Raw genomic sequence first — 25,330 nt, 5'->3', positions numbered from 1 at the left:
GGATGCTGCTGCGTTGTCTCCACCTGGAAGCGGTGAACGACTCGCTTCACCGGACGGTCATCGGCCGGTTACTCGCGCTTCCCCGCGTGGACGGGGAACTGTTACGAATGATGCAACCGCCGATACCTGTTCGTCAATCGAAACCGTCGCAGCTCTCGACCTGTTTTCACATCCGTAACCGGAACATGCCGTCCCGTCGGTTCACGAAAGGTGGCGGCACACCTCGACCAGTGTACAGGTTAGGGTAGGCTTACTCGCAGAAAAGGCACAGCGTAGCTGGGCGTTTGCGAGCCAGTCGGACGAGACGCAGGAGATGGTTGTGCGAGTTGTGATTCTGTTCGGGACCGAGATGGGCACCGCGGAGCGGGCCGCGGACGCGATCGCCGACGTACTGGCGAGCGGCCACGATGTCGCGGTCTACGACATGAGCGATTTCGATGTCGACGACCTCGAGCGCGACGATTTTCACATCCTGGTCTGCTCCACCTACGGTTCGGGCGACCTGCCCACCGGCGCGGAACCGTTCTTCGAACAGCTCGACGACCGCCTCCCCGATCTGACCGGGCTACGCTTCGCGGTCTTCGGCCTGGGCGACACGGTCTACGACACCACCTTCAATCGCGGCGGCGAGATCTGCGCGGAGAAGTTCACCGCCCTGGGCGCGGTGCAGATCGGCGAACACGCCCGGCACGACGCCTCCGTCGCCGTCCGGCCCCAGGATCACGCGCGCGAGTGGGCGACCCGACTTCCCATTCCGGACCTGGCGAAAGCCTGAAGTTAGGCCAACCTCACCAGTCGACGGCCGATTGGGCCTGCGGCACAACGGCTTACACTGCTAAATGCGCGGCCCAGCCCGCCGCGCGAGCCGACCGTAAGGTGACGAAGATGGTAACCGGAGCCCGGGAGCGTCAAGAGCCCTCGACCGAACATCCCGAACTCGACGTTCTGCCGCAGTGGCCCCAGGACACGATCGCGGTGCTGGTGACCACCGATCCCGCGCCGCACGCGATTCCGGTGTCCTGGCCGGTGCGCGCCGGCGATCGGCGAATCCTGCTGAGCCTCAAGTCCGATCGCGGTTCCCTCGCACGCCTGCGCGAGCGGCCCGATGTGGCCCTGCTCATTCTCGGCGGCGGCAATGTCGCGCTGTGCGCCCGCGGTTGCGCGCGGGTGATCGCCGATCCGCTGCCCGGCGCCGACGATTACGTCGGCATCGCCCTGGACGTCGAGGTGATCGACGATCATCGCCAGTCCGCCTTCGCCGTCGACACCGGCATCCAGCGCACGGTGCTCGACGATTCCGAACTGCGCTATCTGGAATCGCGTGTCGCGACCCTGCGACGGCTGGCCACCGACGAGAATTGATCCCATGATTGCTGCGTTTTCGGTGAGTCCCCTCGGCGCGGGCGAAGAGGTCGGCCGTGCGGTCGCCGAGGCCGTGCGCGTGGTGCGCGCGAGCGGCCTGCCCAACGAAACGAATGCCATGTTCACCACCATCGAGGGTGAATGGGATGAGGTAATGGCCGTGATCAAACAGGCCACCGAGGCGGTTCTGGCCGCCGCGCCGCGGGCCAGTCTGGTGATCAAAGCCGATATCCGTCCCGGCGTGACCGATGCGATGACCGCGAAAGTAGCCAGTGTGGAACGCTATCTCGCCGAGGGCTGACACACACCCCTCAATGGCCAGATATTGACGAACAAAGGCTATCTGGCCGCTCGTCCAATACATTTCGGTGCGGCATCGTTTTCGCATGACCGAAACCCATTGGCCGATTGTGGAATTGCGTCAGTACACCTTGCGTCCCGGTCGGCGGGACGCGCTGATCGATCTGTTCGACCGGGAATTCGTGGAGACCCAGGAGTCCGCGGGTATGCGGATCGTCGGTCAATTCCGAGATGAGGACGATCCTGACCGATTCGTCTGGTTACGAGCCTTTCAGGACATGACCGCCCGTCACTCGGCATTGACCGCCTTCTATTTCGAGGGTGAGACCTGGCGCACCCATGCCCCGGCGGCGCGGGCGACGATGGTCGACACCAGCAATGCGCTACTGCTGCAACCCGTCTGGTCGGTCGGTGATCTCGGGGCCCAGTTCGTGCGTCCCGGGCGGTGTGCGGTGGAGCTGCCCGATTCACGCATACTGGTCACGATCCACTATCCGGCCGTCACCATGGCCGAGTTCACCGAATTCTTCGCCATCCGCATGTGCCCGGTCATCTCCGACAGCGGGGCCGAGGTACTCGCCTGCTACGAAACCGATCCCTCACACAATGATTTCCCGGCGCTGCCGATCCGCAGCGAGCGGGTTTTCGTATGGTTCTCCCGCTTCGATACCGCCGAGGACCTGACCGACCATCTCGAGGCCATATCCCGCTGCCCCAACTGGACCGAACACGTCGAGCCCGCCCTCACGAAGCGCCTCGCCGCCCCGAGCGAACAGCTGCGCCTGGCCCCCACGGCCCGCTCACTACTGCATTGATTCGCCGTGCAGCCTGGGCAGTACGCCCAGGCTGCGCGCGCCATCCCACCAACCCAATCCAGCGCGACGCACATCCGAATCCCTTTACCGCACCGAGGCTCCCGTACGACACCACCCTCAGCTCGATACGGCCTGGGAACGTGAAGTCCTCAGCGCGCGTCAGCGGCCGAGCCGAAGCCAGACGAACCGACGCGACCCGTAACCGAATCCCATTGCCGCACCGACGCTCCCATGCGACACCCCCTCACCTCGCTACCGCCCCGAACGTGAAGTCCTCAGCGCACGTCAGCGGCCAGGCCGAAGCCAGACGAACCGACGCGACCCGTAACCGAATCCCATTGCTCCGCTTCGACATCTTCCCCAGCCAGGACGTCCACAAGGGTGCCGAACCCCCTGCTCTACACCGCCGCGAAGTCCGGCGAATACCACGACCCCAACCGACGACTCGGCCCCACCACCCGCGCCCGAATCCCCAGCCGCGCAAGCGATCCGAACATAAGCGACAAGCTGTGGTCCGAGGCCGAGCGTCTCACAGAAACCCGCCTGCCCGACTGAGCAAGGCCCGGTGACTCATCGCGGCCAGTGGGCGCGCCAGTCTTCCGCGGTGAGAGGTAGGCGGTCGCCCCTGCTGGTGGCGGCGGCGTCTTCGGCGGAGCGAATGCTGCCCGCGAACGTGAGGGCCGATTTGCGGAGGCGTTCCTCTGCGCTGTCGGGGCCGCCGAGGTGGACGACTCGCAACTCGTCGGGGATCAGGTCTTCGGGTAGACCCGCCTTACGGCTGCGGGACAGGATCTTCTCCGTCAGGGCCAGGGCGGGTTGGGCCAGGGCAATGCCGTCCAGACAGGAGCGCCGGGACTTCTCGGTGAATTTGCGCTCCTCCCAGGCTTTTTCCTGGGCGGCGATCTTCTCCTCCAGGGTGGCGGTGGGATCGATCGGCGCGTTGTGCAGGTGCGGGCTGCGGTGAACGAGCTTGGTGACCAGGGCGGCGGCCACATCGTCGACGGTGAATTCGCCTGCGGCCTCGGCTATTCGGGAGTGGAACAGGACCTGCAGCAGCAGATCGCCGAGCTCCTCGCGGATGGTTTCGGTGTCGCCGTGCTGGATGGCATCGAGCAGTTCATAGGTCTCCTCGAGCAGATACGGGCGCAGCGAATCGTGGGTCTGGGTGACCTCCCAGCCGCCGAAATTCCAGAGCCGGTCCATGATTTCGACGGCCGCGCCGAGATTGTGGGCCATGGCGGCCGCGTCCGAACTCATCGGGCCGCCGAAACCTCGGTCGCGACCCGCAGGTCCACCGTGCCCTGCGGCTTACCGTCGAGCGCAAGCAGCAGATCGGCCACGAACTGCAGCAGCTGCACATCGCGAATCCGCCCGGCGCCCACGCTGTCTTCCACCCGCGGCAGCGGCAACTGCACGATGCCGGTGGTCGGGCGGTAGGTCGCGGTCGGATACAACCGCTTGAGCCGCATCTGCTTCGAATCCGGCAGCTGCATCGGCGAGATCTTCAGCGTGGTGCCCGTGACCCCGGCCTCGGCGATACCGTATTCGCGGCACAGCAGCCGCAGCTTGGCCACCGACACCAGCCGCCCGACCTCCACCGGCAGCGGGCCGTAGCGGTCGACGAGCTCCTCCACCACCGCGGCCAGCGCCGAATCGTCCTGCGCCGCGGCCAGTTTCCGATAGCCCTCCAGGCGCAGCCGATCGCTGGCGATGTAGTCCGGCGGGATGTGCGCGTCCACCGGCAGGTCGATGCGCACCTCCTTGACCTCCTCGTCGGTGGTGATCGGACGTCCGTCGGCCGCGGCGCGGTACGCCTCGACCGCCTCGCCGACCAGGCGCACGTACAGATCGAAACCGACACCCGCGACATGTCCGGACTGTTCGGCGCCCAATACGTTTCCGGCGCCGCGGATTTCGAGATCCTTCATGGCCACGGCCATACCCGCGCCCAGATCCGAATTCTGCGAAATCGTCGCCAACCGGTCGTAGGCGGTCTCGGTGAGCGGGGTCTCCGACGGGTACAGGAAGTAGGCATAGCCGCGCTCGCGGCTGCGTCCGACGCGGCCGCGCAACTGATGCAGCTGCGAAAGGCCCAGCGTATCGGCGCGTTCCACGATCAGGGTGTTGGCATTGGAGATGTCCAGGCCGGTTTCGATGATCGTGGTGCACACCAGAACGTCGAATTCGCGCTCCCAGAAGCCCTGCACGGTCTTCTCGAGGGTGTCCTCGTTCATCTGACCGTGTGCGACCGCCACCCGCGCCTCGGGCACCAGATCGCGAATCTTCTTGGCCGCCTTGTCGATCGAGGAGACGCGGTTGTGCACGTAGAACACCTGGCCGTCGCGCAGCAGTTCGCGGCGCACCGCGGCGGCGACCTGCTTGTCGTTGTAGCCGCCGACATAGGTGAGCACCGGATGGCGTTCCTCGGGCGGGGTGAGGATGGTCGACATCTCGCGGATCCCGGCCAGGCTCATCTCCAGCGTGCGTGGAATCGGTGTGGCCGACATGGTCAGCACGTCGACATGGGTGCGCAGCGCCTTGATGTGCTCCTTGTGCTCGACACCGAAGCGCTGTTCCTCATCGATGACGACCAGGCCGAGATCCTTCCACCGCACCCCGGTCTGCAGCAGCCGGTGCGTGCCGACGACAATATCGACCTCGCCCGTGGCCATACCCTCCATGACCTCGCGCGACTCCCCCGCATCGGTGAAGCGGGACAAACCCTTGACCCGGACCGGGAATCCGGCCATGCGCTCGGTGAAGGTCTGCAGATGCTGTTGCGCCAGTAGCGTGGTCGGCACCAGCACCGCGACCTGCTTACCGTCCTGCACGGCCTTGAACGCCGCGCGCACCGCGATCTCGGTCTTGCCGTAGCCGACGTCGCCGCAGATCACCCTGTCCATCGGGACGGCCTTCTCCATATCGGCCTTGACCTCGGAGATGGCGGTGAGCTGATCCATGGTCTCGGTGAACGCGAACGCGTCCTCCATCTCCTGCTGCCACGGGGTATCCGGCGCGAACGCGTGTCCGGGCGCGGCCTGGCGGGCCGCGTACAACTGCACGAGTTCGGTCGCGATCTCGCGAACCGCCTTGCGCGCCTTACGTTTCGTATTCGACCAGTCCGACCCGCCCAGTTTGGACAGGCTCGGCATCTCGCCGCCGACATAGCGCGACAGCTGATCGAGCGCGTCCATCGGCACATAGAGCCGATCGCCCGGCTGCCCGCGCTTGCCCGGGGCGTATTCGATGACCAGGTATTCCCGCCGGGCCCCGCCCACGGTGCGCTCGATCATCTCCACGAATCGGCCGATGCCGTGCTGATCGTGTACGACCAGATCGCCTGCCGACAGCGCCAGCGGATCGACCTGATTGCGCCGCCGCGCGGGCAGCTTCTTACCCTCGGCGGGCGCGGTGACCCGATTGCCGGTCAGATCCGATTCCGCGATGACGACCAGTTTGGCGTCGTCGAACACGATGCCGTCGTGCAGGGAACCGCACAGCACCCCGACCAGACCGCGCACCGGTTCGGCGCCCGCCTCGAGCGCTGCGGCGGGCACCTCGGCGTCGGCCAGTCGTTCCAGGAAGCGTTGCGCCGTACCATGTCCCGCGACCACGATGACCGCACGGCCGCCGGTGGTCACGTGCGCGCGCAGCGAGGCGAACACCGTGGCCACCAGTTCGTCCGAGCCGCGGGCCGCGGGGGCGGCCAGCACCGGCAGCACCACCTCGGCGGGATCGTCGGCGGCCAGCGGGCTCAGCGTCCACCAGGGCAGGCCGCGATCGTCGGCGTCGCGGTGGATCTCGTCGAGATTGCGGTAGGCCGAAGCGGCCAGATCCAGTCCGTGCGCGCCCAGCGGGGCCGCGCCGCCGAACGAGGCGGCCGTCCACGACGCCTCCAGGAACTCCTGTCCGGTGCGAACGAGATCAGCCGCGCGGGTGCGGATCTTCTCCGGATCGCACAGCAGCACATGGGTTCCGTCGGGCAGCACATCGGTGAGCAGTTGCAGCTGTCCGGGCCGCAGCACCGGCAGCAGGGCCTCCATACCCACCACCGGAATGCCCTGCGCGACCTTCTCCAGCATCTCCACCAGCGCGGCGTCGGCCGGATTCTGCTCGGCCACCTCGGCGGCGCGCAGCCGCAACTCCTCGGTGAGCAGCAGCTCCCGGCAGGGTTGCGCGACAACGACATCCACCTCGACATCGGTCAGCGAGCGCTGATCGGCGACCGAGAACGGACGCAGCTCGGTGATCTCGTCGCCCCAGAACTCCACGCGCACCGGATGATCCGCGGTGGGCGGGAAGATGTCGAGAATGCCTCCGCGCACGGCGAATTCACCGCGCTTGCCGACCATATCGACTCGCTCGTAGGCGAATTCGACCAGGCGCGTGATCAATTCGTCGAAGTCATGCTCGAGGCCGACCTTCAGCAGGACCGGCTCGATCTCGCCCAGGCCCGCGGCCATCGGCTGCATGAGCGAGCGCACGGTGGTGACCACGACCCGCAGCGGCTCGGTATGCACCGGGTCGTCGGGATGGGCCAGCCGCCGCAGCACCTGCAGCCGCCGCCCGACGGTATCCGCGCTCGGCGACAACCGCTCATGCGGCAACGTCTCCCACGAGGGAAACAGCGCGACCTGATCGCCGAGGATCTCCGACAACTCGACGGTCAGATCGTCGGCCTCGCGTCCGGTCGCGGTCACCACGACCAGCGGCCGCTGCCGCGCGACCGTCGCCGCCACGAACGGCCGCACCGCCGAGGGCGCGACCAACTGCACCGACGAACGGCCGATCAGCCCGGTGACCTGAGCCAACGCGGCGTCGGCGGCGGCCGCCGCGACCAGGCCGGCAAGGGGCGGACGACGGGTGGACATGAACAGACTCCTGGGCACGAATCGGGATAACCGATGACTCAGGCGAGTCTAGTGGGCCGGTATGACAGATCCCGGCCCGCCCAATTGCACCCGCGGAGCGCAGAGGTGAGCGACGCACCAACCGGACCCCAACGGAGCGAGCCGGACGAGCGACCGTTCGCGGCCGTCCCGTCGTTCAGCGCTCGAAGCGCATGCGCGAAGCGCGAGTCTCGAGCGCTGAACGACGGGACTCAGGGCCGCGAACACGCCGGAGCGAAGCGGAGGCCAATATTACGGCACATACCTGCGCAGGCGTCGGGCCGCGAATTCGCGGAAGTAGGCGACCTTTTCCTGCGGGACGATCGAGGGCAGCAGGAAGTACCACATGCGTTCCATGCGGACCGCCATCTGGTCGATGGAGTCGGTGCCGACCGCGGTGATGTGCACGCCCGCGGTCATCTCCTGCAGCAGCAGGCCGATGGTCTCCGGGTCCAGATCCGGTTCGAGATCGCCCTGGGCGATCGCGCGTTCGGCCAGTAATCGGTGGGTCTCACCCCAGGTCTTGGCGATGTTCTCACCGGTGGCGCCGCGGTAGTCGCCGATCTGATGGGTCAGCTTCAGCATCGCGCCGACCATCGGATCGTTCATCGTCAGATCGGCCACCACATAGGTGATCCCGATACATGCCTCGAGCGCGGGCACGCGCGGATCGAAGAATCCCTGGCAGGCGCTGACCAATCGCTCGTTGCCCTGATCGACCACCGCGCGCGCCAGCTCCTCCTTGGAGCCGAAGTGAAAGTACAAGGCGCCCTTGGTCACATTGGACTGCGCGATGATCTCGCTCAGGCTCGCGTTCGCGTATCCCAGCCGAAGAAAGACATCGGCCGCGCCCGCAAGGACGGAATCGCGAGTGATCTCAGCGCGCGCTTGCCTAGCCATCAGATCCGCCTGTCATCAAACCAGCCATCCTGAAGTAGACCGACATCCCGAAGTTGACCGACATCACAGCTCGAACAGCACTCGAAGGATGGGTGAACCGTACCACCCGACCGGCGCGCGCCAGCGGAATCGAGCATTCAGACCAGCCTCCATCGCTAATTTTGGGTTAACTGTCCAGTTCCACCCCCATTACCCCCAGCTCGGTGCGGACCCCCTCAGGTCGCCGCCCCGTTCGGCCAGCGCGAGGCCAGCTGAGGGTCGGCCTCCAGGTGGGTCAGACCGTTCCAGCACAGATTGACCAGATGCGCGGCGACCACCTCCTTGGAGGGCTGTCGCTCGTCGAGCCACCACGTAGCGGCCATCGCCACCATGCCGACCAACGCCTGTGCGTACATCGGCGCGAGGCTGGTGTCGAAGTTCCGGCGGCCGAAATCACCGGCCAGTATGTAGGCCACCTGATTGACCACCTCGTGCAGCAGACTCTGATACGTCCCCTCGGCCGCCGAGGGCGGCTGGTCGCGCATGAGGATCCGGAAGCCGTCGGTGCGCTCCTCGATATAGGTCAGCAACGCCAATGCCACCTGTTCGAGCCGCACCCGCGAACGGTTCTGGGTCAGCGACGCGGTGATCATCTCGAGCAGCGTCGACATCTCCCGGTCCACCACGACCGCGTAGAGCCCCTCCTTGCCGCCGAAGTGTTCGTACACAACGGGTTTGGAGACCTGCGCACGCTGGGCGATCTCCTCTATGGAGGTGGCGTCGTAGCCACGCTCGGCGAACAGCGCCCGCCCGATCTCGATCAGCTGCTGACGTCGCTGCGTACCGGTCATCCGCGGCCGCGGCGTCCGGCTCACCTCTCCCGACGTCATTGATCCACCAACCCTTCGCTGCACCCGCCTGATTACCGCAACCTCACCTGCGGCAAATGTTCCAACCGTCTGTACCCTATCGACACGGTGACCGGAAATCGCAGAAGCGGTTCGACGTTTGGACGCAGACGTGCGAGGATCTATCCCGCGTGCCGTGGCGCAGCGGCGGATCCGATCGGTCCGCCGGTGTGACGATCCGCCGTAGTGTAATGGCAGCACCACTGATTTTGGTTCAGTTAGTCCAGGTTCGAGTCCTGGCGGCGGAGCTCGGGGGCGCAGGCGTATATCGTGGGTCCGCGTCTCACCAGTCCCACTACGACAGCCCAGCAGCACGATGACAGGCAGCCGAGGGAGATCCATGCCACAGCAGACCGCCGTCGTCGTTCTCGCCGCCGGCGCCGGAACCCGAATGCGGTCCAAGACCCCCAAGGTGTTGCATTCACTCGCCGGCCGCAGCATGCTCGCGCACGCCCTGCATGCGGCGAACGAGATCGACCCCGCCTACCTCATCACGGTTATCGGTCACGATCGTGAACAGGTCGGCGCGGCAGCCAATTCCGTTGCGACGGAATTGAATCGCGAGATCATCGCGGCTGTGCAGGAGGAACAGCTCGGCACCGGACACGCGGTGCAGTGCGCGCTCGAGGCGCTGCCCGCGGATTTCACCGGCGATCTGCTGGTCACCTCCGCCGATGTTCCACTGCTCGACGGACATACGCTCTCGGCGCTGCTGTCGGACCACCGCAGCTATCCCGAACGGTCGGCGGTGACGGTGCTGACCTTCGTACCCGACGACGCCAACGGCTACGGCCGCATCGTGCGCGACTCCGAGGGCCATATGCTCGAGATCGTCGAGCACGCGGACGCCACTCCCGAACAGGCCGCGATCACCGAAGTCAATTCCGGCGTCTATGTTTTCGACGTCACCGTGCTGCGCACCATGGTCGGCCGACTGACCACCGCCAATGCGCAGCACGAGCTGTATCTGACCGATGTTCTGAAGCTGGCGCGCGAGGCGGGCCATCCGGTGCACGGCGCGCGACTGGTGGACGCCAACAAGGTGACCGGCGTCAACGATCGGGTGCAGATGGCCCAGGCCGCGCGCACCCTCAACCGCTACATTCTCGAACGGCATATGCGCGCGGGCGTGACGGTCGTCGATCCGGCCTCGACCTGGGTCGACGCCGAGGTCCGCATCGGCCGCGACGCGGTACTGCGGCCCGGGGTACAACTGCTCGGCTACACCGTCGTAGGGGAGGACGCCGAGGTCGGACCGGACAGCACCCTGACGAATGTGGTGGTCGGCGACGGCGCCAAGGTGGTCCGCACCCACGGCGAGGGCGCGACCATCGGATCGGGCGCGAATATCGGACCCTTCGCCTATCTGCGGCCGGGCACCATTGTTGGCGAATCCGGCAAGCTCGGAGCATTCGTCGAGTCGAAGAACGCGACAATCGGGGCCCATTCGAAAGTGCCCCATCTGACCTACGTCGGCGACGCGACGATCGGCGAGTACAGCAACATCGGCGCGTCCAGCGTGTTCGTCAATTACGACGGCGTACACAAGCACCACACGGTCATCGGATCCCATGTGCGAACCGGTAGCGACAACATGTTCGTCGCCCCGGTCACCGTGGGTGACGGCGCTTATACCGGGGCGGGTACTGTGCTGCGTAGAAACGTTCCGCCGGGGGCGCTTGCCGTGTCGGGTGGAGCACAGCGCAATATTGATGGCTGGGTGCAGCGGAACCGACCCGGAACTGCTGCGGCGCAGGCGGCGGAGGCGGCGATCGCGGCCGACGACAGGGCGAGTCAGGCAACCGAGCAAAAGGATGGCAACACAGAGTGACCGCGTTCTCGACCGACAACCATAAGAACCTGATGCTGTTCTCGGGACGCGCTCATCCCGAGTTGGCCGAACAGGTCGCGAAGGAGCTCGACGTCTCCATCACTCCGCAAACCGCCCGCGACTTCGCCAACGGCGAAATCTTCGTTCGGTTCGAGGAGTCGGTGCGCGGTTCGGACGCCTTTGTGATGCAGAGCTTCCCGGCCCCGCTCAACGAGTGGCTGATGGAACATCTCATCATGATCGACGCGCTCAAGCGCGGTTCGGCCAAGCGGATCACCTCGGTGCTGCCGTTCTACCCCTATGCGCGGCAGGACAAGAAGCACCGCGGCCGCGAACCGATCTCGGCCCGCCTGGTCGCCGATTTACTCAAGACCGCCGGCGCCGATCGCATCATCACCGTCGACCTGCACACCGATCAGATCCAGGGCTTCTTCGACGGCCCGGTCGATCATATGCACGCGCTGGTGCAGCTGTCGGAGTACGTCCGTCAGCACTACACACTCGACAACATCACGGTGGTATCCCCGGACGCGGGCCGTGTGAAGGTCGCGGAGAAGTGGGCCGATTCGCTCGGCGGCGCGCCCGTGGCGTTCATCCACAAGACCCGCGATCCGCTGGTGCCCAACCAGGTCAAGTCGCACCGCCCGGTCGGTGACGTCGACGGCCGCACCTGCATCCTGATCGACGACATGATCGACACCGGTGGCACCATCGCCGAGGCCGTGCGCGTACTGCGCGAGGCCGGCGCCGGTGACGTGGTCATCGCCGCCACCCACGGCGTGCTGTCCTCCCCCGCCGCCGAGCGCCTGTCGGCGTGCGGCGCCAAGGAGGTCATCGTCACCAACACGCTGCCGATCACCGAGGACAAGAAGTTCCCGACGCTGACGGTCCTGTCGATCGCGCCGCTGCTGGCCCGCACGATTCGCGAGGTGTTCGAGAACGGCTCGGTGACCGGGCTGTTCAACGGCTCGGCGTAGATTTCGGTCGAGCGCGCCGGAACGAATTCGTTCCGGCGCGCGCCACCCCACCATGCCCCGGCGTGCTTTTGGCCGGGGCCTCCCCGTTGTAGCGTAGGTAGTAGCTCTCGGTGAGCTGGCCTGCGGAGAGAGGTGGGCATCAACATGGCCGACGAACGCGACAACCGGTTGACGGACGAGGTGTTCGAGATGGGCGATGACGACAGCGAGGATCTCGACTACGACCTGGGCGATGACGATCAGGCCGACGAGGTCCGCGAATACGAGCGCTATATCACCGACCCGCCCGACGATCTGGTGATCCGGTATCACGAGAACGACGACACCGGCCGCCTCGGAATAGCGCGGGAACTCGATCAGGAGTGGACCCGCCGCCGACGGCGCGAGGAGGAGCGCGCCGAGGACGAGCGCCCGGCCGAGGTGGCGGCGATGGAGGTCGTCGATGAACCCGGCGACTGAGGCCCGCTAGGTTGGCGCCATGAGTTTCGCCGGATTTCCCTTGGCCGGGTTGGACTTCTACGAGGATCTCGAGGCCGACAACTCGAAGTCGTTCTGGACCGCGCACAAGCACATCTACGACAAAGCCGTACGCGAGCCGATGACCGCGCTGTGCGCGGAACTGGAGGCCGACTTCGGCCCCGCCAAGATCTTCCGGCCGTATCGGGACGTGCGCTTCGCCTCGGACAAGCGGCCCTACAAGGATCATCAGGGCGCGGTCGTGCACAGTGCGTCCGGCGCGGGTTGGTATGTGCAGATCGGCGCGCCCGGCCTGTTCGTGGCGGGCGGACTGTACGCCGCGTCGCCGGAACAGCTCGCGCGGCTGCGCACCACGATCGATGACGAGGTGCGCGGCCACGAACTCGAACAGATCCTCGCGGGACTGACCGCGGTCGGTTACCAGGTCGGCGGCGATCGGTTGAAGACCAAGCCCAAGGGCTTTTCCGCCGACCACCCGCGCATCGATCTGCTGCGGCACAAGTCGATCGTGGTGAGCAAGGATTTCGGGGCTCCCGACTGGCTCGAAACCCCGCGCGCGGCAAAGGAGATCCGCCAGTCGTGGGAGACCCTGCGTCCGGCCGTCGAATGGCTCTCGGCGGTGGTGGGTACCTAGTGCCGCTCGGCCAGGAACAGGGCGAACCGGTTGTCCGGATCGGTCCACACGTGTTCGGTATCGAATCCGGCGGCCGCGAGTTCTCCGGTCATGCCGTCGACGCGGAATTTGGCGGAGATCTCGGTGCGCATCTGCTCGCCGCGGGCGAATTCGACGGTCAGATCGAGATCGGCGACGGTGACGGTCATATCCCGGGTCGCCTCGAGTCGCATCTCGATCCACTCGTTCTCGGCGTCCCACAGCGCGATGTGGGCGAAGGCCTCGGGTTCGAAGTTCGCGCGGAGCCGGGAATTCAAGACGTACAACACATTCCGGTTGAATTCCGCGGTCACCCCGGCGGCATCGTCGTAGGCCGGGACCAGCACCGCCGGATCAATGACCAGACCCGCGCCGAGCAGCAACTGTTCCCCCGGTTCCAGCACCTGCTGGATGCCGGAGAGGAATTCGGCGCGTTCGGCGGGTACGAGATTGCCGATCGTGCCGCCGAGGAAGGCGATCATCCGCCGCCCGCCGCCCGGGAGATTGTGCAGGGTGTCGGTGAAATCGCTGACCACGCCGTGCACGCCGAGTCCAGGAAACGCGGCCGCGATCTCGGCGGCCGCGCCGCGCAGCGCCGCCGCGGAGACATCCTGCGGTACATAGGTTTTCAGCGGCCCCTCGGAGCCGAGCGCGTCCAGCAGCAGTTTGGTCTTGGCGGCCGATCCCGCGCCCAGTTCGACCAGCACCTCGGCCTGGGCGGTCCGGGCCACCTCGCCGACCACCCGCTCCAGCAGTGCGCGTTCGGTGCGGGTCGGGTAGTACTCGGGCAGCGCGGTGATGGCCTCGAACAATTCGCTGCCGCGCGCATCGTAGAACCACTTGGGCGGCAAGGACTTCGGGGCCGTGGTGAGCCCCGCCCGCGCATCGGCCCGCAGGGCCGCGGTCAGGTCTTCGTCGGTTAGGTGGGTCTCCAGCGTCGGTGCGGTCATGTGAGCGCCCTTTCGGATTCATCGAGTTCGAGGGATGCGACCGACAACGAGCCCGGCCGCGCGACCACGAGCCGCCGGTCGGGAATCTCGCGCCAGCGCGGATCGTCGTCAAAAGGTTCGGAGGCGAGGATCGCGGTGTCCTCGGTGATCAGTGCCGCCAGCGAGTGATACACCGTTGTGGCCCACAGCGTCTCCCCATCACTGAGCAGCAGATTCAGCCGCGCACCGGGTGAATGCCGCAGCACGGCCGAGGCAACCTGTCGCAGGATCTCACCGGGTCGATCATCCCCCGCCCGCGCAGGAGTAATGGTCCACGCGGAGTCCGCGGCATCCCCTTGGGCCGAAGCCACCGCCGAACCATCCCGTAGGACCGCGGCGGCCGCCATACCATTCCTGAGCTCAGCAGCAGCAGCCGAACCATCCCGTTGCGCCGTAGCGGCAGCCGTGGCCTTTGGTCCCGCGGCCGGGGCGGTGCCGTTCGTCCCCGGCGGGACTGGACGGCGGTACGTGTTGTCGCTCGGCGTGGATGCGACTTCCTTGCGCTCCAACAGGTCTCGCAGGATGACCCAGAGCGTGGCGGAATCGGTGCGCGACTCCGCCTCGATGAGCGATGGGGAGCTGAATTCGACGGCGACGGCGGTGAGGGTGCGCTGCCAGTCCTGGATCACGCCGTTGTGGCTGAAGGCCCAGCGGCCGTGGGTGAACGGGGCGCAGGCGCTGCGTTCGACGGGCATGCCGATCGTGGCGGATCGGACGGCCGCCAGGACCGATCGCGAATGCAGTTGCGGCAGCACCTCGTCCACCGCCGGGTCGGTCCAGATCGGGACCGCATTGCGGTAGCGGCTGGCCGTCCGGGCGGTCGGCGGCGCGAGGTCATGCGGCCGTGCGCCGATATCCGGGATCCACCATGCCGCTCCGAAGCCGTCGGCATTGATCGTGCCGCCCCCGCGCATATCGCGCGGGGCCCAGGCCTGGGTGCGCAGGGAATGCGTACCCCGGGTGAGGATGTCGCCCACCCCGATCGGCGGGCCGAGATAGCCGAGGTGGCGGCACATCAGCGCTCGCCCGGGGCCAGATCGCGGGCCAGGCGGAAGCCGGAGAAGATCTGACGCCGGATCGGATGATCCCAGTTGCGGAAGGTGCCGCGACAGGCGACCTCGTCGGTGCCGAACGAACCGCCGCGCAGCACCTTGTAATCGCCGCCGAAAAAGACCTCGGAGTACTCCCGGTACGGGAACGCCTCGAACCCCGGATACGGTTCGAAACCCGAGGCCGTCCACTCCCAGACATCGCCGATCAGCTGATGCACCCCGGACGACGAGGCCCCCTCCGGATACGCGCCGACATCGGCCGGTTCCAGATGGCGCTGACCCAGATTCGCGGTCCGCTCGTCCGGTTCGCCGTCGCCCCACGGATAGGCGCGCGAGCGCCCGGTCGCGGGATCGAAGCGGGCGGCCTTCTCCCACTCCGCCTCGGTCGGCAGGCGCTTACCGGCCCAGTTGGCATATGCCTCGGCCTCGAACCAGCACACATGCACCACCGGCTGCTGCGGGCGAACCAGCCGCATGGTCCCGAAAACCCTTCGCCACCAGCGATCGTCCTCGTCACGCTCCCAGAATTGCGGTGCGATCAGACCGGCCTGCTGCCGATGCGCCCAGCCGCGCTCGGACCACAGTTCGGGGCGGTCGTAGCCGCCGTCGGCCAGGAATGCCAGGTACTGGGCATTGGTCACGGGTGCGGCGTCGATGGCGAAGCCGGGCACATACACCGGATGGGCGGGGCGCTCGTTGTCCAGCGCCCAGGGATCGGTCGAGGTGCCCATGACGAATTCGCCTGCGGGAAGGACGATCTCATCGGTCACCAGGACCTTGGACTCCGGGGCGGGCGGTGCGGACAGCAGCGGCTTACCCGTTCGCAGCTGATGGGTGGCGAGCATGGTCTCGTCGTGCTGCTGCTCGTGCTGGGCGATCATGCCGAACGCGAAACCGCCGTCGACCAGGCGGGAGCCATGTAATCGGCTGTCGGACAGCACATCCAGCACCTTCTGACGCACCGTGCCGACATAGCCGCGGGCCTCGATCGGATCGAGCAGCGGCAGGGCCGGACGGTCCGCGCGGGGATGCTGGAACGCGTCGTAGAGGTGGTCGATATCGGCGCGCACGGGTTCGCGGCCGCCGACATCACGCACCAGCCACAGTTCCTCCTGATTGCCGATATGGGCCAGATCCCAGACCAGCGGGCTCATCAGCCGCGAATGCTGGGCCACCAGTTCCGCCTCGTCGACGGCGGTCAGGGTCGCCGTGCGCTCGCGGGAGCGGGTGAGCACCCGCGCGATTCGCTCGCGCAGCCGCTCGGTTTCGGCATGGTCGGTGCCGGTGAGATGTGTGGTCATCAGTACGCGCCCTTCACGATTCGATCTCGTCATCGAAGTGGTGTGCGGCCTCGCCCGTGGGCATGCGGCCGTCGATACATCGGCGCACCGCCGCGCCCAGCTCGTCCGCCGCCGCGGGGGTTCGCGCGTGCTCGGCGGCCAGGGTCAGCAGTTCCACTGCGGCCGAACGGATTTCCGGCTCGGCCAGCCCGCAGCGCGCCGCCTCCAGCCATTCGTCGGCCACGGGCGCCCCGATCCGGGTGGCCTCGGCGATCACCGCGGGCTCCGACAGCAGCGCGTCGACCGCGTGGATCGGAACCGTCCACCCGTCACCGGGTTGTGCGTCGATATAGCGCACCTCCAGATGTCCCGAGGCTCGCACCGGCGGAAACACCGTGGTCAGGTGGTAGTCCAGATCCGCGACATCCGGGCGGCGGCCGACCTCGTCGTCGAGCGCGCCGCACAGCCAATCGGCGAAGGTGGCTCCGGGCGGGGCCTCCCAATCGCCGACCTCCTCACTGCCCCGCACGCACAGCAGCGGCACATCCAGCACCCAGCGCGCATAGTCGCCGATCGGATCGGACCACTGCCGTACCGGCGGCCGGGTGCGGGCGTGATCCAGCCGCATCCAGGCGCGCATGCGCTGCGACGCCCAGGTGCCGACGGGTGCGCCGTGCAGATCGGGTGAGCAGGCGAAGGCCGCGATGAGGGCCGGGCCGATGGCGTAGAGCGCGGTCCAGCGGGCCGCGACCTCGGCACGGTCGGTTCCGGCATCGACGCTGACCTGCGTCGCGGCCGTATTGCACATCATCAGCTTGCCGAATGGTCCGATGCCGGAGAACGTGCGCTCCATGGCCCGATACCGCGGCAATTGCAGCAGCCGCTCCGCCAGGCGATCGCCATCGGCGGCCGCCGCACGGATTCGAATCGAACGAGTTCGGAGCAGACGCTCCAACTGGCGGGCATCGGCCCGCAGGCGCTCACACAATTCGGCCGCATCGCCGAACGGGGCGCTGGAAAGTTCAACCTGCCCACCGGGTTCGATGGTGACCCGGCTGCCCCCGGGTAGTGGCAGGGCTGGGGAATCGGGGGCGATGGATCGTGGCGCATACGATCCGAGTGCGCCGGCCAGTTCCGCGAGACTGGGACGCGATCCGGACGCCGACGGCTCGTCCTGCGCGGTGAGCCACTCGAGTTCGGCGCCGATGAGCGCGGGTGGGCCCTGCTTGAAGCAGACACCGCCGACGTACGCCTCGGCGGCCGCTCGGGAGGAGAAGTCCGTACCCGTGCCCGCAGGTGCCCGCACCGCCGTCACTGCCATGCCAACCTCCGAAGGGCTTGTTGCCGACCGAACCAGAGTAGCGGCGTGGACCGACAACAAATCTGGCCATTTCGTGACGAAAACGGCAGCCGCTTCGTAACGCCGCAGGTCAGCGGGGCAACGAAAGAGATTCGCAAAAATCGTCGAACCCCCATTCCGCCCATCCTCTACCGTCGATGAGGTGCTCGATCAGACTCGCCTGCGCGCCGACATCCCCGCCTACGCCGACCCGTCCCGGCCGACGCCGGTCTTCCTCGACAGCGCCGGATCGTCCCTGCCGCCCCGGAGCGTGCTGGACACGATGATCACCCACCTGCACCGCGAGGCCGAGGTGGGTGGCTACCGAGCGGCGAACGAACGCCTGGCCGATCTGGCCGCGGTGAAGACCTCGATCGGCGAGTTGATCAACGCCGATCCCGCCGGAATCGCCCTGAGCGACAGCGCCTCCCGCTCCTGGGCCGACTTCTTCTACTCGGTACCGCTGGCGCCCGGCGATCGCATCCTGATCTCCGGATCCGATTACGCCAGCAATGCCATTGCCGCACTACAGCGTGCGCGCGCGGCGGGTGCGGTCGTCGAATCGATCCCGAGCGACGAGTCCGGGCAGATCGATATCGCCGCCTTCGGCGCACTGCTGGACGAGCGGGTGAAACTGGTGTCGCTGGTGCACGTCCCGACCAACGGCGGGTTGGTGAATCCGGTGGGCGAGGTCGTGAAACTCGCCCACGACGCGAATGCGCTGGTGTTGCTGGATGCCTGTCAATCGGCCGGGCAGCTCCCGCTCGATGTGCTCGAATTCGGGGTGGACGCGCTCTCGGCGACCGGCCGCAAATGGCTGCGTGGCCCGCGCGGCACCGGATTCCTCTATGTGCGACCGGATTTGGCGACCACGATGGAACCGCAGCGGCTGGATCTGCACAGCGCGCAGTGGACCGGCCCGGCCGAGTACCGGCTCGCCGAGGACGCCAGCCGCTTCGAATTCTGGGAGTGCGATGTGGCCGCGCGGCTGGGACTCGGTGCGGCCGTGCGCTATCTGCTGGATCTGGGCCCGGACAATGTCTACGCGGCCGTCGCGGCCAATGCCGCGCACCTGCGCGCCGAACTGCCGCGGATCGCGGGCGTCACCGTGCGCGATCTGGGCGCCCGGCACAGCGGCATCGTCTCCTTCACCGTCGACGGCGTCGAATCCGTTGATGTGCGTGACCGATTGGCCGAGCGAGACGTCACGGTGACGGTCAGCCACGCCGGTTCCACCCTGCTCGATATGACGGCCCGGCGGCTGTCCTCGGTGGTGCGCGCGTCACCGCACTGCTTCGTCACGACCGCCGATCTCGACCGCTTCCTCGAGGCGGTCGAAACCGTGGCCGCGCGGCGCTGATTCAGATGTAGACGGTGCCGCCGTTGATCGCGAGGCACTGGCCGGTGATGAACGCGTTGGTGGCGACCGCCAGCACGGCCTCGGCCACCTCGTCGGCGGCTCCCATGCGCCCCACCGGAATTCGATCCGCGATACCGCTGAGTTTGAGCGGTTCGGCCATGTCGGTATCGATCGGGCCGGGCGCGACGGCATTGACGGTGATGCCCTCGCGCGCCAGCCGGGAGGCATAGCCGCGGGTCAGGCCCTCGAGTCCGGCCTTGGACGCGTTGTAGTGCGGGCCGACCACGCCGGGACCGCGCGCCGCCGCGGAGGACATGTTGACGACGCGACCCCAGCGCGCGGCCCGCATCGGCGCGAGCACCGCCTGGGTGCACAGGAACGCGGATTTCAGATTCACCGCGATCGCCTCGTCGAAGATCTCCTCGGTCAGCTCGTCGAGCTGGGCCACCTGCCCGACACCGGCATTGTTGATCAGCACGCCGATCGAGCCCAGCTCGGCGGCGACCCGCTCGACCAGCTCGCGCACCTGCGCGCCGTCGGATACGTTCGCGCCCACCGCGATCGCGCGGCCGCCCGCGCGGCGGATCAGCTCGACGACCTCCTCGGCCGCCTCGGCCCGATCGCGGTAGTTCACCGCCACCGCCGCGCCAGCCCGGCCCAGCCGCAGCGCGATCGCCCGGCCCAGTCCGCGCGAACCACCGGTGACCAGCGCCACCCGCCCCGCCAAATCCGTCGAATCCGTCATGACTGAACCGTAGCTGCTTCGATCACGTATTCCGGATATGCGGGGCGAGCGGGACCTGCCCACGCTCCCGCCCGCTCCGCTTTCCACACTCAGGCCGAGCCGACCGCCGTATCGAGCGGATGGCGGGTGTCGAGATCGGCGCGATCCCGGTAGACGAAATTCAGCACGAGATCGTCTGCCATGCGGATCAACTCATCGCGACCCTCCACCACGGCGACCCATTCGCCGGGCAGTCCGGCCAGTCCGACGATCGCGCCGATCAGATTGCCCGCGACCGCGCCGGTGGAATCGGAGTCGCCGGAATGGTTCACCGACAGCAGCAGCCCGCCGGATACATCGCCGGTGCGCTGCGCGTACAGCGCGCTGTACACCGCGATGGCCAGACACTCCTCGGCCACCCAACCCTCGCCCACCTGCTCGACGTGTTCGGGTGAGGCCGCGCCGGAGTCGGCGACGATCACGGCGAGTTTCAGCGCGTCGGCCGTCTCCGCGCCCGCGGGTAGGTTCGCGAGCCGGGAGATGATGTCGCGCACCGCATTCGGCAGTTCGACACCGCTCACCACCAGATCCACCAGCGCCGCGAACGCACCGGCGGCCACGGCGGCGGTCGGATGGCCGTGGGTCAGCTGCGCGCCGCGCGCGGCGAGATCGAAGGCGCCCTGCGGACCCAGTCCGGCCAATCCGAAGGGCGCGGCGCGCATTACGGTGCCGCAGCCCTTGGATCCGGCGTTCACCGGACCCGATTCACCGAACGGATGCGGCGGCCGAAACTCCCGTTGCTGTTGGCGCAGACCGCTGATGCAGGCATTACCGGGCGAGCGCGCGGCGTACAGGAACGGCAGACTCGCCAGCCACCCGTCCGGTCGCGTACCCGGCCCGTGCTCCGATTGTGTTGTCAGCCAGCGTAGATAGGCCCGCAGCAGCACCGGAACCGGATCCGCGCCCGGTGGACAGCGCAGCAGGGCCTCGGCGGTGAACAGCGTCATCTGGGTGTCGTCGGTGATCTGCTGGGGTGCGCTCGGATCGCGGCCGGGCGCGAAATCGGTCATCCCGGCCGCACCGAATCGCTCACGAATCTGGTTCAGCGACAGGAATTCGATGGGCCAGCCGAGCGCGTCGCCCACCGCCCCGCCGAGCAGGACCCCACGCACTCGATCGAACGATTTCTCGTAATCATGCACAACCCGATCCTGCGCGGCGCGCGGAGTCAGTGCAATTGGTTCTGCGCCGGTTCCAGGCCCACGCGCAACAGGAGTTCGACGGCGTCCGCGGCCTGTTCGACGAAGACCGGCAGATCCTTGCGCTCCGGGACGGAGAACGGCTTGAGGACGAAATCGGCGGGGTCCTGGCGGCCCGGCGGGCGGCCGATGCCGAAACGCACGCGCAGATAGTCCTTGGTGCTCAAGGCATTCGAGATCGAGCGCAGACCGTTGTGGCCGCCCTCGCCGCCGCCCTGTTTGAGGCGGATGGTGCCGAAATCGAGGTCCAATTCGTCGTGGACGACGATCACCTCGGTGGGCGGCACGGAGAAGAAGCGGGCCAGCGCCGCGACGGGGCGGCCCGAGACATTCATATACGAGCGCGGTTTGGCCAGCAGGACCTTACGCCCGTCGAGCCGGGCCTCGAGCAGATCGGCGCCCGACTTCTTGTGCACGGTGAATCGGCCGCGGACGCGCTCGGCGAGCACGTCGGCGACCATGAAACCGACATTGTGCCGGGTGCGCTCGTATTCGGGTCCCGGATTACCCAGTCCGACCACGAGCGCGGGCCCGGCGTCCGATGCGGTCATCGAAAGGCGTTGGGGCGCTGGATTATTCGGCGCTCTCACCCTCGGCGGCGGCCTCGCCCTCACCCTCGGCGGCGGGCTCCTCGGCCGACGGGGACTCGATGATGTTGACGATCAGCGTCTCGGCGTCGGCGGCCAGGGTGACGCCCTTGGGCAGCGGGATCTGGCCCGCGAGGATCTGGGTGCCGGCCTCGGCGCCCTCGATGGAGACCTCGATCTGCTCCGGAATGTGCAGCGCCTCGGCCTCGATCGACAGGGTGGTGGTGTCCTGGGTGACCAGGGTGCCCGAGGCGGCCTCGCCGACCAGGGCGACGTTCACATCGGCGGTGACCTTCTCGCCGCGACGCACGATCAGCAGGTCGGCGTGCTCGATGTAGCGGCGGATCGGGTGCACGACGACCGACTTGGTCAGCGCCAGTTGCTTCTTGCCCGCGATGTCCAGATTCAGCACGGCGTTGGTGCCGTGCTCACGCAGAATCGCGGCGAACGCGTGGGCGTCGACCGACAGATGCTGGGGAGCCTCACCGTGGCCGTACAGCACGGCGGGCACATTGCCGTCGCGACGGGTACGGCGCGCAGCGCCCTTGCCGAACTCGGTACGGACGGTGGCTTCGAGGACGCTGACGTCGGACATGACAGATAACTCCTACGGCTTCGGGCGGTCTGCAACAGTGGGCCAGGGTCTGCCCTGGCAAGGGGTCTGCTCGTCGGGCGAAGACCGAACGAGGACGACCGGAAGCCGGGCCACGTCGATCACGGTGCGCACATAAGTGCCTCACCCTCGCCGAGACAACCCGAAGAGAATAACACGCACGCCCGGGACCCCCGAATCACCACCCGCCCACCAGCCCGGTCAGTGGGAAGTACGGAAAGTGGCCGCGTAGTGGTCGACATATCGGCGACCGGACCGGCTGGCCAATTCCAACATCAACTCATCGGTCGCGGCGCGCACGGCGGTGTGATCGGCGGGCAGGAAATAACGGGGACGGCCGAAGGTGATGCGGACCTTCGCGAAGCGCAGCAGCCGGCGACCGCGCGGATTCACCCGATCGGTACCCGACAGCGCGACCGGTACCACGGGAGCGCCGGTGTGCATGGCCACTCGAATCACACCCGTGCGGCCGCGATAGATCCGGCCGTCGGGCGAGCGGGTGCCTTCGGGATGGATGCCCCAGATACCGCCCGACTCGAGAATGCGCGCGGCCGCGTCGAGTGCGGCCGCCGCCGCGGAGCCACCGGTCCGGTCGACGCGGACCTGACCGGTCGCGGTCATCACCCACCGGTTGATCCGGCCCCGCCACCCCCGCTCGGTGAAGTACTCGCCCTTGGCGAGGAAGGTGATGCGCCGGGGCAGGACCAGCGCGAGATAGAGCGAGTCGATGGCGGCGAGGTGATTGGCCGCGATGATCACCGGACCGTCGGCCGGAACATGGCGCAGCCCTTCGATTCTCGGTCGGCCGAGCAGGCGCAGCAGGGGGCCGAGCAGGACGTACTTCAGCAGCCAGTACCACATGGGAGACCTCTCCGGAGTTCGGTTGTAGACACTGTCTACCGAACTTCGTAGACACTGTCTACTTTCCGCCCGTAGGGGTACTACCGGCCGGAACTATCCCGGATCGGACAAATCGCCTACGCTCGATACGTTGTGAACTTCTCTGAGACGTGTGTGCACCTGGTGGCCAGGCTGCATGTGGATTTGGGGCGACTGGCCGCGCAGCTCTGTCGCTGACGCCTGCCCCGGGCCGCCTCGGCCCACCCGAATCCATCTCTCTTCTGGAGCAGTTCGTCATGTCTTCCTCCATTTCGTCTGCCCGCGTGCTGAATCCGGCGCGCTGGTCCTTCGGTGTGCAGATCCTGCTCGGCCTCGTGGTCGGCATCGCCGCCGGATTCATCGCCCGCACCTGGGACGTCGCCTGGCTCACCGCCACCCTGAAGCAGGTCGGCGGCATCTTCATCCAGTTGCTCAAACTCGCGGTGCCGCCGCTGGTGTTCACCGCGGTGCTGGTGAGCGTCGCGGGATTGCGGCATGTCACCAATGCCGCGCGGCTGGCCGGACGCACGCTGGCCTGGTTCCTGGGTACCTCACTGATCGCCGTGGCGGTCGGCATCGCGCTCGGGCTGATCACCAATCCCGGTCGCGGCGTAGATCTCTCGCTGACCGGCGCCAAGGCGCCCGACACCAAGGGTGGCTGGACCGACTTCTTGACCGGCATCGTCCCGACCAATGTGGTCGGCGCGTTCACCGGCGGCAATGTGCTGCAGCTGGTGTTCCTCGGACTGGTCTTCGGCGTGGCCGCGCTGAAACTCGGCAAGGCCGCCGAACCCGTTCTGGCCCTGTCGGAATCGGTGCTGCAGCTGGTGCAGAAGGCGCTGTGGTGGGTGATCCGGCTGGCCCCGATCGGCACGGCCGGACTGATCGGCAAGGCCGTGGCCACCTACGGCTGGGACCTGCTGCGACCCCTGGCGACCTTCACCGTCGCGGTCTACGGCGGCTGCCTGATCGTGCTGCTGGTGGTGTATCCGGTCCTGTTGCGCGTGGTCGCCGGGGTGAATCCGCTTCGCTTCTACGCCAAGGCCTGGCCCGCGATCGAGCTGGCGTTCGTGTCCCGCTCCTCGATCGGCACCATGCCGCTGACCCAGCGCACGACCATCGAAAGGCTGGGCGTACCGGGCGAATACGCCTCGTTCGCGGTCCCGTTCGGCGCGACCACCAAGATGGACGGCTGCGCGGCGGTGTATCCGGCGCTGGCGGCGATCTTCGTCGCGCAGATCACCGGAACCGAACTCGGCATCCGCGACTATCTGCTGATCGCCTTCGTCTCGGTGGTCGGCTCGGCCGCCACCGCGGGCCTGACCGGTGCGATCGTCATGCTCACCCTGACCCTGTCGACCCTCGGCCTACCGCTGGCGGGCGCGGGTCTGCTGCTGGCGATCGATCCGATCCTGGACATGATCCGCACCGCGACCAATGTGGCCGGGCAGATGGTGGTGCCGGTGCTGGTCGCCAAGCGCGAGGGAATTCTCGATCAGGAGACCTTCGATCGCCCGGACTCCTCGCTGACCACCCGCGACAGCGAGCCGCAGGCGGTGTCCGCGATGGCATAGGCGAGACAATGGCCCGCATGGGAGTCCAGGAGTCGCTGCGGGAACGGCTGGTGAGCGCCGGTGTCGACCTGTTGGAACAGGTAGGCGTCGGAGAGCTCGGGTTGCGGGCCATCGCACGGGAGGCAGGGGTGTCACACGGCGCGCCGCGACGACACTTCCCCACACATCGGTCGCTGCTGGCGGCCGTGGCGGCGCGCGGATTCGCTGATCTGCGGGGCGAATTCGCGACCGTCGCCGACGACTCGCCGCGGGCGCGGATCGAACGGATGGCCCTGATCTACGTGCGTTTCGCGGCCGAACGGCCCGAGATGTTCACCCTCATGTTCCGCCACGATCTGCTGGAGGGTTCGGGGGAGAATCTGCGACGGCAGACGCTGCCGATCTTTCATGACTGGGGTGAACTCGTCGCCGCCTGCGTCCCCGCACCGGCGGGCCAGCGACCGGTGGAGCTGTGGGCGAATCTGCACGGCATCGCGGCCCTGGTCGCCAATCGCAGTCTCGAACTCATCGCTCCCGACGCGGATGCGACCGATCTCGTCCGCGCGACCGTGGCCCGACACCTCGACTCGGAACACGCCTGATAT

25 protein-coding genes and 1 tRNA gene are annotated in these 25,330 nt (G+C 67.4%); 13 read left to right on the top strand and 13 right to left on the bottom strand.

Translation table 11 applies throughout. The features are described 5' to 3' along the window. Positions 1 to 319 precede the first annotated feature (319 nt). The 5 genes from NP4_RS08535 to NP4_RS40780 all read left to right on the top strand — a co-directional run bounded on the left by NP4_RS08535 (position 320) and on the right by NP4_RS40780 (position 3,032). Entirely contained in the window at positions 320 to 775 is a 456-nt protein-coding gene (locus NP4_RS08535; RefSeq protein ID WP_067994884.1) for a flavodoxin domain-containing protein, read from the top strand. Between the two features lie 110 nt (positions 776 to 885). Further along, positions 886 to 1,362: a hypothetical protein gene (locus NP4_RS08530; protein ID WP_067994485.1), complete on the top strand. Its 477-nt coding sequence runs from the start codon at positions 886 to 888 to the stop codon at positions 1,360 to 1,362. 4 nt (positions 1,363 to 1,366) lie between these two features. Then, positions 1,367 to 1,663 carry an MTH1187 family thiamine-binding protein gene (locus NP4_RS08525; protein ID WP_062513298.1) on the top strand — a complete coding sequence of 99 codons (297 nt, stop codon included), beginning with the start codon at positions 1,367 to 1,369 and terminating at the stop codon, positions 1,661 to 1,663. An 85-nt stretch (positions 1,664 to 1,748) separates the two neighbouring features. After that, positions 1,749 to 2,477: an NIPSNAP family protein gene (locus NP4_RS08520; RefSeq protein ID WP_067994482.1), complete on the top strand. Its 729-nt coding sequence runs from the start codon at positions 1,749 to 1,751 to the stop codon at positions 2,475 to 2,477. A 381-nt stretch (positions 2,478 to 2,858) separates the two neighbouring features. After that, complete coding sequence (locus NP4_RS40780; RefSeq protein WP_156524895.1) at positions 2,859 to 3,032, top strand: hypothetical protein; 174 nt, start codon at positions 2,859 to 2,861, stop codon at positions 3,030 to 3,032. A gap of 15 nt (positions 3,033 to 3,047) precedes the next feature. On the opposite strand, the gene NP4_RS08515 is transcribed toward NP4_RS40780, so the two are convergent. From NP4_RS08515 to NP4_RS08500, 4 genes are all read right to left on the bottom strand, one after another. Beyond that, on the bottom strand, positions 3,048 to 3,734 hold the full coding sequence (locus NP4_RS08515; protein WP_067994480.1) for a nucleoside triphosphate pyrophosphohydrolase: 687 nt from the start codon (positions 3,732 to 3,734) through the stop codon (positions 3,048 to 3,050). Continuing rightward, positions 3,731 to 7,348 carry a transcription-repair coupling factor gene (gene mfd / locus NP4_RS08510; protein WP_067994477.1) on the bottom strand — a complete coding sequence of 1,206 codons (3,618 nt, stop codon included), beginning with the start codon at positions 7,346 to 7,348 and terminating at the stop codon, positions 3,731 to 3,733. The genes NP4_RS08515 and mfd overlap by 4 nt, the downstream gene beginning before the upstream one ends. A 270-nt stretch (positions 7,349 to 7,618) precedes the next feature. Further along, positions 7,619 to 8,266 (bottom strand): TetR family transcriptional regulator, encoded by a 648-nt coding sequence (locus NP4_RS08505; protein WP_062513287.1) that lies wholly within the window; start codon positions 8,264 to 8,266, stop codon positions 7,619 to 7,621. 215 nt (positions 8,267 to 8,481) lie between these two features. After that, a complete protein-coding gene (locus NP4_RS08500) occupies positions 8,482 to 9,096 on the bottom strand; it encodes a TetR/AcrR family transcriptional regulator (RefSeq protein WP_067994476.1) in 615 nt (204 codons plus the stop codon). 234 nt (positions 9,097 to 9,330) lie between these two features. On the opposite strand from NP4_RS08500, the gene NP4_RS08495 reads away from it, so the two are divergent. The 5 genes from NP4_RS08495 (at position 9,331) to NP4_RS08475 (ending at position 13,072) form a co-directional block, all read left to right on the top strand. Continuing rightward, positions 9,331 to 9,401 (top strand) — tRNA-Gln (locus NP4_RS08495). A gap of 92 nt (positions 9,402 to 9,493) precedes the next feature. Next, a complete protein-coding gene (glmU, locus tag NP4_RS08490; protein ID WP_062513283.1) occupies positions 9,494 to 10,984 on the top strand; it encodes a bifunctional UDP-N-acetylglucosamine diphosphorylase/glucosamine-1-phosphate N-acetyltransferase GlmU in 1,491 nt (496 codons plus the stop codon). Next, positions 10,981 to 11,961 (top strand): ribose-phosphate diphosphokinase, encoded by a 981-nt coding sequence (locus tag NP4_RS08485; RefSeq protein WP_062513281.1) that lies wholly within the window; start codon positions 10,981 to 10,983, stop codon positions 11,959 to 11,961. Before glmU ends, NP4_RS08485 begins: the two co-directional genes overlap by 4 nt. Positions 11,962 to 12,105: 144 nt before the next feature. Further along, entirely contained in the window at positions 12,106 to 12,420 is a 315-nt protein-coding gene (locus NP4_RS08480) for a hypothetical protein (RefSeq protein WP_082875693.1), read from the top strand. A gap of 19 nt (positions 12,421 to 12,439) precedes the next feature. Continuing rightward, positions 12,440 to 13,072, top strand: coding sequence for a DUF2461 domain-containing protein (locus tag NP4_RS08475; protein WP_067994475.1), 633 nt, complete (start codon positions 12,440 to 12,442; stop codon positions 13,070 to 13,072). On the opposite strand, the gene egtD is transcribed toward NP4_RS08475, so the two are convergent. The 4 genes from egtD to egtA are packed head-to-tail and all read right to left on the bottom strand — an operon-like array spanning position 13,069 to position 17,732. Further along, complete coding sequence (gene egtD, locus NP4_RS08470) at positions 13,069 to 14,040, bottom strand: L-histidine N(alpha)-methyltransferase (RefSeq protein WP_067994472.1); 972 nt, start codon at positions 14,038 to 14,040, stop codon at positions 13,069 to 13,071. The genes NP4_RS08475 and egtD overlap by 4 nt on opposite strands. Continuing rightward, positions 14,037 to 15,095: a class II glutamine amidotransferase domain-containing protein gene (locus NP4_RS42475; protein WP_067994469.1), complete on the bottom strand. Its 1,059-nt coding sequence runs from the start codon at positions 15,093 to 15,095 to the stop codon at positions 14,037 to 14,039. Before NP4_RS42475 ends, egtD begins: the two co-directional genes overlap by 4 nt. Then, positions 15,095 to 16,432, bottom strand: a complete 1,338-nt coding sequence (egtB, locus tag NP4_RS08460) for an ergothioneine biosynthesis protein EgtB (RefSeq protein ID WP_067994466.1) — start codon at positions 16,430 to 16,432, stop codon at positions 15,095 to 15,097. The genes NP4_RS42475 and egtB overlap by 1 nt, the downstream gene beginning before the upstream one ends. 13 nt (positions 16,433 to 16,445) lie before the next feature. Continuing rightward, a complete protein-coding gene (gene egtA / locus NP4_RS08455; RefSeq protein ID WP_067994463.1) occupies positions 16,446 to 17,732 on the bottom strand; it encodes an ergothioneine biosynthesis glutamate--cysteine ligase EgtA in 1,287 nt (428 codons plus the stop codon). A 199-nt stretch (positions 17,733 to 17,931) separates the two neighbouring features. On the opposite strand from egtA, the gene NP4_RS08450 reads away from it, so the two are divergent. Beyond that, positions 17,932 to 19,110 (top strand): aminotransferase class V-fold PLP-dependent enzyme, encoded by a 1,179-nt coding sequence (locus tag NP4_RS08450; protein WP_067994879.1) that lies wholly within the window; start codon positions 17,932 to 17,934, stop codon positions 19,108 to 19,110. Position 19,111: 1 nt separating this feature from the next. On the opposite strand, the gene NP4_RS08445 is transcribed toward NP4_RS08450, so the two are convergent. From NP4_RS08445 to NP4_RS08425, 5 genes are all read right to left on the bottom strand, one after another. Beyond that, positions 19,112 to 19,855 (bottom strand): SDR family NAD(P)-dependent oxidoreductase, encoded by a 744-nt coding sequence (locus NP4_RS08445; protein WP_067994460.1) that lies wholly within the window; start codon positions 19,853 to 19,855, stop codon positions 19,112 to 19,114. Positions 19,856 to 19,944: 89 nt separating this feature from the next. Continuing rightward, a complete protein-coding gene (locus NP4_RS08440; protein WP_067994457.1) occupies positions 19,945 to 21,036 on the bottom strand; it encodes an ADP-ribosylglycohydrolase family protein in 1,092 nt (363 codons plus the stop codon). Positions 21,037 to 21,062: 26 nt separating this feature from the next. Further along, positions 21,063 to 21,644 carry an aminoacyl-tRNA hydrolase gene (pth, locus tag NP4_RS08435; protein WP_067994454.1) on the bottom strand — a complete coding sequence of 194 codons (582 nt, stop codon included), beginning with the start codon at positions 21,642 to 21,644 and terminating at the stop codon, positions 21,063 to 21,065. A 22-nt stretch (positions 21,645 to 21,666) separates the two neighbouring features. Continuing rightward, positions 21,667 to 22,275, bottom strand: a complete 609-nt coding sequence (locus NP4_RS08430) for a 50S ribosomal protein L25/general stress protein Ctc (protein ID WP_067994451.1) — start codon at positions 22,273 to 22,275, stop codon at positions 21,667 to 21,669. Between the two features lie 219 nt (positions 22,276 to 22,494). Continuing rightward, positions 22,495 to 23,154 carry a lysophospholipid acyltransferase family protein gene (locus NP4_RS08425; protein WP_067994448.1) on the bottom strand — a complete coding sequence of 220 codons (660 nt, stop codon included), beginning with the start codon at positions 23,152 to 23,154 and terminating at the stop codon, positions 22,495 to 22,497. 275 nt (positions 23,155 to 23,429) lie between these two features. On the opposite strand from NP4_RS08425, the gene NP4_RS08420 reads away from it, so the two are divergent. Then, positions 23,430 to 24,746 carry a dicarboxylate/amino acid:cation symporter gene (locus tag NP4_RS08420; protein ID WP_067994444.1) on the top strand — a complete coding sequence of 439 codons (1,317 nt, stop codon included), beginning with the start codon at positions 23,430 to 23,432 and terminating at the stop codon, positions 24,744 to 24,746. 17 nt (positions 24,747 to 24,763) lie between these two features. Beyond that, positions 24,764 to 25,327, top strand: coding sequence for a TetR/AcrR family transcriptional regulator (locus tag NP4_RS08415; RefSeq protein ID WP_067994876.1), 564 nt, complete (start codon positions 24,764 to 24,766; stop codon positions 25,325 to 25,327). Positions 25,328 to 25,330 lie beyond the last annotated feature (3 nt).

It is taken from the genome of Nocardia pseudobrasiliensis NBRC 108224 (assembly GCF_001613105.1).
GTDB classification, from domain to species: Bacteria; Actinomycetota; Actinomycetes; order Mycobacteriales; family Mycobacteriaceae; genus Nocardia; species Nocardia pseudobrasiliensis.
This window is presented reverse-complemented; position numbering and strand designations above follow the sequence as displayed.